This window comes from Apibacter adventoris, assembly GCF_002964975.1.
GTDB classification, from domain to species: Bacteria; Bacteroidota; Bacteroidia; order Flavobacteriales; family Weeksellaceae; genus Apibacter; species Apibacter adventoris.
The window spans coordinates 43,785-57,931 of record NZ_PSZM01000025.1 but is presented as its reverse complement, the minus strand read 5'-3'; the positions used below and the strand labels follow the sequence as shown (position 1 = coordinate 57,931).

The 14,147-nt window shown below is 32.5% G+C and carries 13 protein-coding genes; 11 read left to right on the top strand and 2 right to left on the bottom strand.

Translation table 11 applies throughout. The features are described 5' to 3' along the window. Positions 1 to 129: 129 nt before the first annotated feature. From tssD to C4S77_RS04030, 9 genes are all read left to right on the top strand, one after another. Complete coding sequence (gene tssD, locus C4S77_RS04070; RefSeq protein ID WP_105193622.1) at positions 130 to 525, top strand: type VI secretion system tube protein TssD; 396 nt, start codon at positions 130 to 132, stop codon at positions 523 to 525. 96 nt (positions 526 to 621) lie between these two features. After that, a complete protein-coding gene (locus C4S77_RS04065; protein WP_105246246.1) occupies positions 622 to 1,017 on the top strand; it encodes a hypothetical protein in 396 nt (131 codons plus the stop codon). Positions 1,018 to 1,047: 30 nt separating this feature from the next. Next, positions 1,048 to 2,751: a type VI secretion system Vgr family protein gene (locus C4S77_RS04060; RefSeq protein WP_181042808.1), complete on the top strand. Its 1,704-nt coding sequence runs from the start codon at positions 1,048 to 1,050 to the stop codon at positions 2,749 to 2,751. 21 nt (positions 2,752 to 2,772) lie between these two features. After that, on the top strand, positions 2,773 to 3,828 hold the full coding sequence (locus C4S77_RS04055) for a hypothetical protein (protein WP_105246242.1): 1,056 nt from the start codon (positions 2,773 to 2,775) through the stop codon (positions 3,826 to 3,828). Between the two features lie 14 nt (positions 3,829 to 3,842). Beyond that, on the top strand, positions 3,843 to 4,058 hold the full coding sequence (locus C4S77_RS04050; protein WP_105246240.1) for a hypothetical protein: 216 nt from the start codon (positions 3,843 to 3,845) through the stop codon (positions 4,056 to 4,058). Positions 4,059 to 4,061: 3 nt separating this feature from the next. Next, positions 4,062 to 5,552 carry a zincin-like metallopeptidase toxin domain-containing protein gene (locus C4S77_RS04045; protein WP_105246238.1) on the top strand — a complete coding sequence of 497 codons (1,491 nt, stop codon included), beginning with the start codon at positions 4,062 to 4,064 and terminating at the stop codon, positions 5,550 to 5,552. Positions 5,553 to 5,563: 11 nt separating this feature from the next. Beyond that, positions 5,564 to 5,911 carry a hypothetical protein gene (locus C4S77_RS04040; protein ID WP_105246236.1) on the top strand — a complete coding sequence of 116 codons (348 nt, stop codon included), beginning with the start codon at positions 5,564 to 5,566 and terminating at the stop codon, positions 5,909 to 5,911. Between the two features lie 146 nt (positions 5,912 to 6,057). Then, a complete protein-coding gene (locus C4S77_RS04035) occupies positions 6,058 to 6,558 on the top strand; it encodes a cysteine peptidase family C39 domain-containing protein (protein ID WP_105246234.1) in 501 nt (166 codons plus the stop codon). Positions 6,559 to 6,569: 11 nt separating this feature from the next. Beyond that, positions 6,570 to 6,983, top strand: coding sequence for a hypothetical protein (locus tag C4S77_RS04030; RefSeq protein ID WP_105246232.1), 414 nt, complete (start codon positions 6,570 to 6,572; stop codon positions 6,981 to 6,983). Positions 6,984 to 7,344: 361 nt separating this feature from the next. On the opposite strand, the gene C4S77_RS04025 is transcribed toward C4S77_RS04030, so the two are convergent. Both C4S77_RS04025 and C4S77_RS04015 read right to left on the bottom strand, forming a co-directional pair. Beyond that, positions 7,345 to 7,785 carry a hypothetical protein gene (locus C4S77_RS04025; protein ID WP_146106033.1) on the bottom strand — a complete coding sequence of 147 codons (441 nt, stop codon included), beginning with the start codon at positions 7,783 to 7,785 and terminating at the stop codon, positions 7,345 to 7,347. A gap of 472 nt (positions 7,786 to 8,257) precedes the next feature. Next, entirely contained in the window at positions 8,258 to 10,396 is a 2,139-nt protein-coding gene (locus tag C4S77_RS04015; RefSeq protein WP_105246250.1) for a S46 family peptidase, read from the bottom strand. Positions 10,397 to 10,565: 169 nt separating this feature from the next. Here C4S77_RS04015 and C4S77_RS04010 point away from each other — a divergent pair, with 169 nt between their 5' ends. Continuing rightward, positions 10,566 to 12,788 carry a RelA/SpoT family protein gene (locus C4S77_RS04010; protein WP_105246228.1) on the top strand — a complete coding sequence of 741 codons (2,223 nt, stop codon included), beginning with the start codon at positions 10,566 to 10,568 and terminating at the stop codon, positions 12,786 to 12,788. Positions 12,789 to 13,059: 271 nt separating this feature from the next. After that, a complete protein-coding gene (locus C4S77_RS04005) occupies positions 13,060 to 14,028 on the top strand; it encodes a hypothetical protein (RefSeq protein ID WP_146106032.1) in 969 nt (322 codons plus the stop codon). Positions 14,029 to 14,147 lie beyond the last annotated feature (119 nt).

Below are 14,147 nucleotides of genomic sequence, written 5' to 3'. Positions count from 1 at the left end.
TCTCTATCCCCATAAGAAAAAACATCTCTTAAGCAAAGAGAATGAAAAAAAAGGGGAAGCAGTAGCTTCTCCTTTTTTCAAATTTATCCCTATTATAAAAACAAACACTTATCAAAAATAACTTATAAAATGTCTTCATTTTTAGCCAAATTAGAAATGGAAGGATCTGTATATACAGTACTTCATTGCCACTACAGCTTTCAAAAAAACATAGATTCCTCAGGCAAACCCCAGGGAGCAACCCGCGGAGGATACCTGGATTTAACCTTGGAAAGTAACGGGAATTCAGTTTTCATAGACTGGATGCTATCACAAAATAAGACCAAAGACGGAGTCATTATCTTTTACCGTCGCGATGCGATGAGTAAACTACAGGAAGTAAAATTTGAGAAAAGCTACTGCATCTCTTTCGAAGAAGAATTTGATGCCACAGATAACCAGCCGATGCGTATACGCTTACAATTATGTTCCAAGAAGCTGAGTATAGCCAATATCAGCTATGAGAACAGTTGGAAACTGGGCTGAGCAAAATAACCCCAGGGAGAGGGTCAGGGTATATTTTTAAAAACCAATAAAAAAGGAGGAAAAGCCAAGTCCTTTCCCGAATTAAAACCCTAATATATGAGCATAATAGAAGATCCGAATAAAAAGGCACCTCAGGTAGACCTGAGTAAACTCACAGAAAAGCTACAACAATCTGCCCTTGACTCAGCCGAGACGAAACTGGATCAAGCCACCCAAGGCATCCGAGAAGAGGTAAAAAAAGTACAGGAAACAGCCACCCGGGTACAAAACAAACTAACCCGGGTAAACGAAGAACTTAGCCCGATAAAAGGCAACACCTTTGAAATCATCCCCCCGGAAGTATTGGAAAAACAAAAAGCCTTAAGTAGTTTAGTAACCTACGGAGGGGATTTAAAGAGCCTCTACGGCGACAGCCATCTGGTATGGAGCACCGTACAAATAGGCGGGGAATACGTACTAACCGATAGTCATTTTACTCTGAGCATACACTAGCAGGTAGGGACTCATGACAGCTTTGAAATTTTGTGTCCCAGTGAGGCCTTCGGAGAAAAAGACAGCTATCCCTTAACGAATACCCGTAAATATTTAGGGAAACGCTGTACCCTGCAACTCAAACAATACGGACAGACCACCTATATCTTTACCGGAATCATAACCCAGATCCGCAACAAACGTATAGACGGTTATAGCCATATAATCTTAGAAGGAAAATCCCCAACCATCCTGTTAGAGAATGGCTTGGATTGCCAGAGCTTCGAAAAAAAAGGACTTAAAGAAATTATTGAAGAATCTACCCGCGAATATCCCTCCGACCTGATTCAGTGGGATATACGTCCTCACCTACAGGAAAAACTGCTATATACCGTACAATATCGGGAATCCGATTATCAATTTATCAGAAGGTTAGCCACAAGATATGGAGAATGGTTTTACTACAATGGCACCCAGCTGGTCTTTGGCGGTTATGGAGGCAAGACCGTAGAGCTGGTAGAAGAACAAGACCTGTTCGAATACGAACTGAAGATGCAATTAGTCCCCCAAAAGTTCACCTATACGTCCTACGATGCCAAGCAGGCAGAGAACTACACCGTAGAATCCGAAAGTGTAAGCGTACAAGGCACCAAGAACCCCTTTCAGCAATATGCAGAAGAAGCCTCAGCCAAGACCTACAACAAAGTCCCCCTTTCCTTATACAACCAAAGTTTGATGGAAAGTGGCAGGATGGAGCTTACCTCTGCAGTAAAAAGACAGAAACAGAGCCGTCAAAACGTATTTTATTTAGAAGCCAAGACCCATAATCCGAACATACGTTTAGGCGATATTGTGAAGCTCAAAGCTTGGATGCCGGGACATGAGATCTTCAAGAACGGAGAAGTTCCCTTAGAGAGCTACCGCATTATAGAGATCACCCATAACTACGAAGGCATGGAAGGATATCATAACTTCATAGTAGGGGTACCCAAAGAAATAGAGACCCCTCCTTATATGGAAGAAGACGCCATACCCCAATGTGAAGAACAGTCGGCTACGGTTATGGATAACAACGATCCGGAAGGGATGTCAAGAATACGAGTGCAGTTTCTATGGCAGAAGCCCTTTAACGGAATGACCCCATGGATACGCTCCATCACGCCCTATGCAGGAGCCGGCAAAGGGATGCATGTAGTGCCCGAGATAGGCGAAGAAGTGATTGTGAGCTTTGAGAATGGGAATGCAGAGAAGCCTGTTTCTTTGGGAGCGATGTTCAACGGAAAAGGAAAATCCGGTCATGGCGGTAAGGGAAACTATATCAAAGGGATACAAACCCCTACAGGAAATAAGCTACAGTTTAACGATCAAGAAGGTAGTGCTATGCTTACGGATCAGCCTGGTTCTGTAAGTATGAAGTTTGATGGTGGAGGAAACTCATCTATAGGAGCTGCTGCTACGCAAGCTATTACCGTAGGTGCTAAAGAAGGAAGTCCAGATGGAGAAGCTAAATTATTAATGGATAATGCCGGAAATATTACCCTGAAAGCGAATACCAATATTACCTTAGAAGTGGGTAGTAATAAAATTTCAATTAATAATGACGGAACTATAACAATTAATGGAGATAAAATTCTTTCAACCGCCAAAACCGGATTTGGTGTTAACGGAGGAGAAACCGTTTTAATTGCTTCCAAAGCTAATCATATTACGGGAGGACCTACTAAATTGGACGGGGGAGATGTATTTGTTAATTAATCATATAACGGATAAAGTATTATGACAGTACAAATAAAAGAACCGTTTAATGAACAATATACACTCATTATAGATTCGGATATGCAGGCGGTAGATATGCATATTACTACAACTACACAGATGCGTTGGGATTTTACGGTAGTAAAGGTTACAGATCACTCGCTGGAAATTCGTCTGATATTACTAGATCATATTTTATTAGAGACTAATAATCCTATGGTAAAAGAAGTTGCCCAAGTCTCTCAGGTCTTCTCACGCATGTATAATGAACTGCATCTAACAATAGACAAAAAAGGAATGATAAGCCAGATACATAACCTGGATGTAATACAGCAAAAGTGGGAACAAACTAAGAAAGAGTTACTGAAATCTGTAGAGCATAGCCCCGATATTAAAGGCATTATTCAGATAAATGATGAATTATTTGCTGCACCTGATAAGATAAAGCAAGCAATACAAGCCAATGAATTCTTTACTACCTATTTTTCTTATGTGTATGGGAAAGAACTTCCTTATATAGCAAAAGGAATAGTTAAACCTAATTTTTTTAATTCAGCTAATGTGCAGTGGGATCTTTCAATAACAACTGTTGATTCGCAACTCATTCATTTAGAGATGAAGCCTTCATTTTTATTGTCATCCGGATTTTATAACAAAGCTTATGGACAATTTGCCGAAAAAATAGATATATCTAAGCTGTTTACTCAAATGAAAGAAACAGGAAAATATCAAATAGAATCTGGAAGCGGGCGATTGGCAGAAGCAATTATCCATAGAAAAGAAGAAGCCGCTGCTAATCTTTATACAAAAGTATCTTATCATTTTATGAGCGAAGAAAAATATAAAGAAAAATTGAAGAATAAATCTCAAAAATATACTGAAGAAATTAAGGCAGTACAGGAGCATATTTCTACCCAAAATGTAAAAGAAGTAAATGGGAAAAAATATACGAAAGAGCAATGGGAAAGTTTTGAGAGAAAACAATGGGAAATTTATGCAAAAAAGCATAATATCTCGGGTTTTGATGATAAGAATCAAAAAGATTTGCCATCCGGCAGATTTCTGGCAGATGATTAACTATAATAGAAGCAATGCAAGTAGGAAGAATTACCATATATTTTATAAAAAATAAGACTTTTATAGACTCTCATGTCATATGTCATACACTGGCTATGCAGAAAATAACACCCAATAAACAAAATGAGCAGGTAAAGATAAAAACCTGGGGGATTCGTTGTATGATGTATGATACCAGAATGCGAATATTTTTTCTCAGACGAAAACAGGTTCTAATAAAAGCAGAATAAATCATGGGAAATAAAATAATAACAGAAAAAGATTTTTGGATATGCACCCTGGGAAATGTGCCGGCACAATTGCAGGGAACCCGTGAGGGAAGCAAGAAAAAATCCGGAGAAAAATATATAACGGTTGAAGACAAAGCAACCAGTAGCTGGATAGACTTCGGTTGTAAAAAGTATATGTTATTGATGGCCATAGTAGCTGCCGTTTTAGTGGTAGGAGCTGTGGTGTTAGGAGTGGTTACCGTGGCTACCGGAGGGGCAGCCCTTATTGCTATAGGAGCACTGGCAGGATTAGCAGGGGCAGCCATTGGTGCAGTAATGGGAGGTTTACTTTGCGGGCAGAAAATGGGAGGTGGAAGAAAATGGCTGGGAAATAAAAAAGACCTGATTATTCAGGGTTCTCCGGGAATTACCGGTGGGCATCAGATGAAATGCAAAGCCGGAGGAGTAATAACCTTTGCACCGCATATTAAGAATTGGTCGCAGGCCGTAAGCTTAGGTGCGGCTAATTACATTGGCGGATTAATGGAAGGAATGATGGCAGGTGCTGCCATAGGAATGGGAGGTGCAGCCCTAAGCGGGGGGAGCAGTGTTTTTGCTTCTGCCGGATGGAGAGGATTGGGACGTGCTGCTCTGAACTTTGGAAAATCTATTCCTACTAATTTAAAGGTAAATTTTATAGAAAGTTTTAGTAAATTTGGATTAGGAATGCGAGGAGTTATGGGAGTGCAAAATACGGCTGCTACCTATGGAAATACAGGAGAGGCCAGCATTACCGATTTTGCCAAAGGAACCGTAGCTATGGAAACTGGTGCTTACGACTCGGCTAAAAATATCGCAACAGGGCAGGGTACCTGGCAGGATTGGGTAGGAATGGCCATGATGATAGCCCCTGTAGGACAAGGAAAACGGGAACTGGAAGATTCGTTGTTTAATAAAGATGCGGAAGGAAAAGCTAAAGATGCCGAAACCACCAAAGACGGAGATAATGAAACCGCAAAGGTAAAAAGCCAGGAGGGTGAAGCCCCTGCCCAAAGTAGAGATGCAGAGGCGTTTGAAGGTGATTCCATGAAAAGGGAAGCCAGATATAATGCAGAAGGCGAAAGAATGATGACTTCGCGTGAATTTAAAGATTTTAGAAAGAAAATGGCTGATTTGGGAATAAAAATAGAACTAGATACAAAAGGTAAAATATTAGGAGATAAACATGTAGCTGGATTTGATTCTAGTAAAAAAACTTTGTATTTAAAGAAACCACCTAAAACTTATGATGCCATGCACGAAGGATTTCATGCCGAACAATGGTCTAAATTAGGAGATGAAGCTTATAATAAGCAAACAAGATTGGAAAAAGAAACGTATGTTTATGAGCAATTGATGAAAAATAAAGAGATTTTAACTCCTCAACAAATTAATCATGCAGAAGCTTATATTTATTATGTAGAGAACGGTTATTGGCCTTATTTTAATAAGAAAATTAATTTATATGAATTTTAAAATTTTTTGTAATGAAATTGAAAAAAGAAACAGTTTTACAGATTGTTAAAGATTATCAAGATAGATACCCGAATATTAAAGGAAATGGAAATTTTAAGATTCAATCATTCTTAGCAAAAAAAGATAATCAAAAAAATAATATATGGTTTGTTACTGAAGATAATGAACTATTTGGTGAAATACATGAATTTATATATGTTATTTCGGATGAAAAAGGAGAAGTAGAATATACAATGAATGAATTGGGAACTAAAAATCCACATATTCCAGAATCGGACGAAACATGGGATAAATTTACCGATGAAGATATAGAACGGATGAATAATGGAGAATGGGATGATAAATGGGATAATTACTAAAATACTATTATTATAAAAAGCAGAACTTATTCTGCTTTTTTATTTAAGACGCCTAGTCCTCCAAAGACGGAGATAGTGGAACCGCAAAGTTAAAAAGCCAGGAGGGAGAAGCACCTGCCCAAAGCAGGGATGCAGAGGCATTTGAAATGGGAAAAGATGCTTATGTAGACCCATATTTTGATAAGGGAGAAGTCAATGTAGAAACACAAAAAACACTTGAAGGGCAATTTACGGATTATGACTGTACTGCTACGACATTGGATATGATTCTTAAAGATATGGGATATAGCAATATTGAAAGAATAGACTTAATTCATGCTTTAGAACAAAATTTTGGAAGTGGTGTGGACATGTTAAATATACCAAAAGCTATTGAAAATTTAGGTTTAGATATTAATACTACATCTGGTAAAGTATCATATGAACAGTTAAAAATAGGTCTAGAAAATGGAAATTCAGCTGTAGTTAGTGTAAACAATGGACAAGGTGCACATTCAGTTATTATTGATAGAATTGAAAATGGACAAGTAACTGTTAGAGACCCTCTTCCAATAAATAGAGGCTCTTCATATACAATTCCCGAAAAGACATTTCAAGATGCATGGGGAAGATTTGAAAATCAAACGGGTAAAGTTGTCATATTTTAAAAATAAACATTATGTATAAAATAGCTATTTATAAAGACGTAAAAGAACAATTAGATATTAATGTATTAAAAGAAATAAACTCTAATCAATTATATAATTTAGGACAAGCACAAACAATATCAAAAGAAATTAGAAAAAAGGGGGGGGTTTCTTGGATATATGATAATAAATATGATAAAGTTAATATCTCTTATCAAGAAGCTGAGCATAAAGTATTTAATTTCATAGAGAATAAGGGAAATTATTCAAAAACAATTTTAAAAGGGCTTGATACACCTATTTATTATTGTTTTAAAGTTGAAAACTATTTATTAGATATAGAACCAAATTTTGAATTCTTTTATATTGATAAATTAGATGGTCATTTCTTAACTATGGATGAGGTAAAAGATTATCAATTAGTAATTAATAAGATTTTTAGTTAATGTATTAAAATAGAAGATAAAATTTTATTAAAATAATAATTAAGGAAGAGGATTAAATATTCTCTTTTTTTTAACTTTAAAAATTTAGACACTGAGGCCAATAAAGACGGAGATAGTGAAACCGTAAAGGTAAAAAGTCAGGAGGAAAAAGTCCCTGTCCAAAGTAGAGAGGCAGAGGCGTTTGAAATGTGATTAGGTAAATTTGAAGGAGATACAGCAAGAGATTACTATGGAAGTGAGATTCTCATCCGGCAGAATGGCAAGCTATGATAGACGATTTAAAAGCAATGGTGTTGAGATAATTTATAGGGATGGTGATTTATGTGACTTGCTATTAATAAATATGGTATTGAAATTCCTGTTATGCAGCATTTGAATTATAAGAAGCTAAAATTGTAGTCCTAAAAAAATTTTGATTGATTCTCTGTGTTGTAAAAACTTCCTTATCAATTGCCACGGGAATTGTTTCTAGAGTATTAATTAAATTTAATATTTTTCTTTTCTCTAAATCTGCAATCAAAAGCTCACTTTGATAGGCTAATTTATCCCAATTGTTAATATATTCATTCCATATATCCCTATCCAGTTTACTAGTATTAGTTAAACCTACAATTCCCTTAGTCTTTAAGTTTTCATCAAAACTTCCAAAATTACCTATCTTCATTTTAACCGAATTGGGACTTCTTCCTATTAGTTTTGAAATATAAATTATATAAGGATTAGTTGAGGTTGCTTTAGAAAAAGGAATCTGACAATATAATCTTAGTACAATTATCGTTTGATCTCTTGTCCATTTTTCCATTTCTTTTCTTTTTTATTTCTAAATCTTCAACATCATATTCAATTAAAAGATTATTTAAAAGTTCAAAAGTTATATCAGTTTTTCCTAATAATATAGTTGAGAATATTTCAATCCTATCATCAACTGATAAAGAATTTAACATATTATCATCTCTAAAAAAAACGCATGAAATTATCACGATTCATATTTACGAAATTAGCCATATATATCTTTTTACAAATGTATAACATTTAGTTATCTTTTTTTATAATAAAGATAAGCGTTATATATAAATATAATATCAGCGTTCAATTAAACCACGGAGCAGAAAACTGATTATTTGAATCATTATAGTTCTATTAATCAATAAGATATTTTAGTAGAAAAAGTCACAAGCCATTTTTTTCTTAATGCTTGTTTGAAAATCTATCGAGAAATACATGCTATATTTATATTATCTGCTAATGCAAAAGATTGTAAATTGTTTATAAGATTACTGAATAATTTTCATTTCTTTTAGTAATCTGCTTGCTCCTGCATATTTATCTATAATAAATAAAATATAACGAATATCAACCATAATATTTCTACAAATAGATGGATCATAATTCAGATCACTCATAGTACCTTCCCACACACGGTCAAAATTTAATCCGGTCAGGTTTCCGAAGGCATCAAAAGCAGGACTTCCTGAGTTCCCTCCTGTAGTATGATTAGTGGCGATATAATTAACCGGTAAGTTTCCGTCTTGCTCATATTTACCATACTCTTTACTTTTATACAATTCAAAAAGCTTTTGGGGAACATCAAATTCATAATCACTCGGTATATATTTTTCTATTACTCCCTGCAAGGTTGTAAAAGGTTTATAATATACTGCATCTTCAGGAGAATATCCATCAATTTTTCCGTAAGAGACCCGAAGAGTCGAATTAGCATCCGGATAAAACTTTTTTTCCGGAAAAATTTCCAATTGAGCCTTCATATAAATTCTCTGTAAGCTATCTAGTTTTGATTGGTTTGCTATAAAATTTGGTACAATAGATTTTCTATAGATTTCATAATAAGGCTTCATAAAATTGATCACTGGGTCTTGAGACAAAGTTTCAGCAATCTCTTTATAATTACCGGATGAAAGTATTTGTATAATATTTCCGTTTTTTCCTGTAAGGGATGATTTTTCCCATAATTGAGTGATGAAATCTTGAGCAGATACATTATCTTTATAATTTTCATACCCGGAAGCCTGAAATACTTTTTCAACATTTTGAGAATACATAAATAATAATTTAGCGCTTACCTTAGCATCTATTTCAGCATCATAATTTTTATACAGTTCTGATATTATATCTGAAACTTTTTTTTGATTTTTCACAAAATTTTCAGGTGTAGAATTAAGCAGGTTTAATATGATATAAGACATTCTAAAAGTTTCAGAATTTACGTAAAAAACTTCATTAAAATAAGTATGTGCTTTTTTATATTGAGAATTATCTTTATATATTTTATTTAATAAAGAAAGTAAGTTTCCATATTCAGATAAATTTTCTTTTTTTAATTGTATACGTTGTGTAAAAAGAGATTCAAACTCATTTTTTTTCTGTAGTGCATCAGTTCGTTTTAAACCCTGACTTTCTCCCATCCACTTTTTCCATCCGTTTGCAATGCTTGCATATTTAGCAGCATATTTAATCTTAATTTCCGGTTTTGTACGCATTTCTTCATCTAATATTTTTAAAGAAGCATCTCTTAAAGATATTCTTATTGGATTTTCAATTTCCAAGGTTTGAATTAAGGCAGATCCGGGTAAATATTCATCAGTTTTTCCTGGAAATCCATATATAAAAGAAAAATCACCCTCTTTTTTTTCTTTAATGGATATAGGTAAGAAATATTTAGGAGTATAGGGAATATTATCTTTAGAGTATTTAGCAGGATGATTATTTTTATCAGCATAAATTCTAAAAATAGAAAAATCACCTGTATGCCTTGGCCATACCCAGTTATCAGTATCAGATCCAAATTTACCAATTGAAGAAGGAGGAGTTCCTACCAAACGAACATCTTCATAAGTTTCTGTGATAAATGCATAATATTGGTTTCCTTTATAAAAAGGGTAGATCATTACTTGCTGATAATCTTTTTTAGGAATTGTAAGAGAGACTTTTTCAATGATAGAATCAATTAAAATCTTTCTTTTTTCCTCAGTAACTTTAGTAGGTAAATTATTAACTATTTCTTGGGTAACTTCTTTGATATCTACAATAAAAGTAGCAGTCAGATTTTTATTAGGGAGTTCTTCTTCCAGGTTTTTAGCCCAAAATCCATTATTTAAAAGGTTGTTTTCTATAGTGGAATGTGATTGTATTTGACTGTAGCCGCAATGGTGATTTGTTAAAAGAAGACCTTGGGGAGAAATTACTTCAGAAGTACACCCTCTGCCAAAATGAGCAATAGCATCTTTTAGGCTGGGTTTTTGCGAATTAAATATTTGCTTTGTAGATATTTTCATACCTAGTTGTCTCATTTCTTTTTCATTGAGCTGATTAGGAATCCACATTCCTCCTTCCTGAGAAAAGCAATAAGAAGAAAAAAAGATAAATAAAAGATTTAGGATTTTAATTAATTTCATTTTTATCATTATATTATCGCATTTAAAGTATCAAATATAAATATTTTTAAAGAAAATCATTAAATTTGTAATAGAATAGTATGAGGCTATTGACAACTAATAAAAAACTTATTTTTAATATAATGGGTTTAATAAGAACCATAATTAATAAGATATTCTTATTCAATTTATGTATCAAATAGATTTAGATAAAGAGGCAGAAGAAATTGCAAGGCGCTATAAAAATATGCTTCGTAATACTTATAGGGATTTAACCGAGGAAAATAAAATTTTAATTCGGAAGGCCTTTGAGTTAGCCAAAGAGGCACATAAAGACCAAAGGAGAAAAACAGGAGAACCCTATATATATCATCCTTTAGCGGTGGCGAAGATTGTCGCGGATGAGATAGGTTTAGGAGCAACAAGTATAGCCTGCGCATTACTTCATGATGTAGTAGAGGATACAGAATATACCCTTGAGGATATTGAAAAGATGTTTGGACCCAAAATAGCAAAAATTATTGATGGATTAACAAAAATTTCTAATGTGGACCATCAAAATTTGTCTCTACAATCTGAAAATTATAGGAAACTATTACTTACCTTATCTGAAGATATACGGGTAATTCTTATTAAAATAGCCGACCGCCTTCATAATATGAGAACTTTGGATAGCATGAAAGCATCCAAACAAAAAAAGATAGCTTCAGAAACTACTTATATTTATGCCCCATTGGCTCATAGAATGGGATTATATGTAATTAAGTCAGAATTGGAGGATTTGAGTTTAAAATATACAGACCCGGATAGTTATTATTTTGTAGTAAAAAAATTAGAAGAAACAGAAAAAGACAGGCAAAGATATATAGAGGAATTTACTCAGATTATTAGTAAAAGGCTACAAGAAGAAGGTTTAAATTTTAAAATAAAAGGAAGGCATAAATCAGTATTTTCTATTTTCAAAAAAATGAAGAAGCAAAATGTTTCTTTTGAAGAAGTATATGATTTATTTGCCATTCGTGTTATTTATAAATCAGATAGCAAAAATGAAAAATTTTTAGCTTGGAAAATATATTCCATAGTAACAGATGAATTTACTCCCAATCCAAGTAGGATGAGGGACTGGATTACAACTCCTCGTTCTACCGGATATGAAAGCTTACATGTAACCGTTATTGGTCCAGAAAATAAATGGGTAGAGGTACAGATCCGTTCTGTAAGGATGGATGAAATTGCAGAAAAAGGAATTGCAGCACATTATAAATATAAAGAAGGATATAAAATTGAGGAAGATAATCAAATAGAAAATTGGATAGCACAGGTAAGAGAAACTATTGAAAATCAGACATCTACTAACGCAATGGAGCTTTTAGATGATTTTAAACTGAATCTATATACTAAAGATATTTTTGTATTTACCCCTAATGGAGATTTAAAAGTTTTATCTGTAGGGGCGACTGCTCTAGATTTTGCATATTCTATTCACTCCAATATAGGCGACCACTGTTTAGGCGCTAAAGTGAATAATAAATTGGTCCCGTTAAGTCATTTACTTAAAAGTGGGGACCAAGTTGAAATTTTAACCTCTCAGAATCAAAAACCTAAAGCTGACTGGTTGGAATTTGTATCTACTTCAAAAGCAAAATCTAGAATAAAAGCAGCGCTTAATATAGAAAAAAGAAAATACACAGAAGAAGGCAAAGAACTTTTAATAAGGAAATTAAGACACCTAAGAGTTAATTTTTCTGATGCAGAACTGAATTCTATACAAAAGTTTTTTGGAGCAAAAACAAGCCATGATATTTTTTATCAAGTAGCTATAGGACTTATTGATACTAAAGAATTAAAAAAATATATAGATAGTAAAGGAGTTTTCAATAATTTATTATCCAGACTACGGAAAAGACCCACCTTTATTAGCAATAAAGAAAATATAGAACCTAAGGAGGAAGGAACTCTAGATATGATAGTTTTTGGAGATGATGAAAAAAAATTAGATTATCAATTAGCACAATGTTGTAATCCTATACCCGGAGATAAAATTTTTGGATTTGTTACTATAAATAAAGGTATTAAAGTACATAAAGAAACCTGCCCAAACGCTATTGATATGAGGGCTAATTACGATTATAGGGTAATTCCTGCAAAATGGGTCAATAGTGCCAATAGAAATTTCTTAATTGATATATCTATTGAAGGTATAGACAGAAAAGGAATACTTAATGATATAACAAATTTAGTATCCCATACACTCAACATTGACGTGAAAAAATTTACTATAAATTCAGATGATGGAATCTTCCAGGGAATATTAACCTTATTTATAAAAAATACAGTGCAACTTGAAGAGGTATTGCAAAAATTACAAAATCTGGAAGGAGTAGCAAAAGTAAAACGGCTAGAAAAAAAGTAGGTTTTTAATTTTATTTTTCTAATCTCTATATTATCTTTAATTTCTAAAGAATTCTTATGTAATTATAATTTTATTATTGAATTTTATTTTTTTATAATTTAAACAGATAATCGTACTTTTAGTTTTTTATTTGATTCTTAAAATTGGAGGTATTTATTTAACAAGATTTATTATCTTTGAAAGGTTTATTATATATAATATCTTTTTATCATTAAAAAATTAAATTTATAAAAATACATATATATACATTATAGTATTGGTGAAAAAAAATATGAAGAATCAACTAAATGAAGCTATGATATCTTCCATTAGATCGCATATTTCAGAAGGAGATGTACTGGTAAATGTATTAATGGATATACTTTGCATAGGTAAGGAAGCAGCATATCGACGTATTCGAGGAGATGTTTTATTTACATTTGATGAAGTAGCTAAAATATCACATGAATTAGGAATATCTTTAGATACAATTGTAGATACTAATAATAAATCAAAATCTTTTTTATTTAATTTAAATCTATATCCTACAACAGAGTATATATTGGATGTATATTGTAAAATGATGAATGATCATTTAAAAGTATTTTATAAGATGAAAAAAGATTCTGATTCTCTAGCTAAAATTTCATTTAATACTTTGCCATATTATTTTTATAATTCCTTTCAGAATATTTCAAAATTCAGATTATTTAGATGGATGTATCAAACTATGGGGATAAATGCACCGAATAATTTATCCAGTTTTAGTCTTACTTCAGAAATACTAGATTTACAGAAAAAATATGTTATTGAAAGTTCTTTAGTTACAGAATCTCATATTATTTTAGATAAAAATTCTTTTTTATCATTAATTAAGGATATTAATTATTTTTATAAATTGAATTTAATTTCAGATAGTGATCTGAAAAAATTAAAAGAAGAATTATTTGAGCTACTTGCAGGTTGGGAACTAATGGCTATGACAGGAAAAACCGAATCAGGAAAAAATATACTTATATATATATCTAATGTGAATTTTGAATCATGTTATAGTTATTACAAATCAAAATCTTTAGAAATCAGTCATATTAGAGTTTATTCAATTAATGGATTAAGCTCAACCAATCCTTATGTGTGTAAAATTCATAATGAATGGATTGAGTCTTTAAAAAGATATTCAACCTTAATAACACAAAGCGGAGAAATACAAAGAATAGAATTTTTTAGAAAACAAAGAGGTTTTATTAATAAGCTACTTTAATGCAAAATTCTAATAAAAAGAAAAAATATTAAAAAAAGTATAAAAATATCATTTTTTATAAAAAGTGTCATTTAGAATATTTTTTCATTATTCATGAAAAAATATTTAAATCATTATTT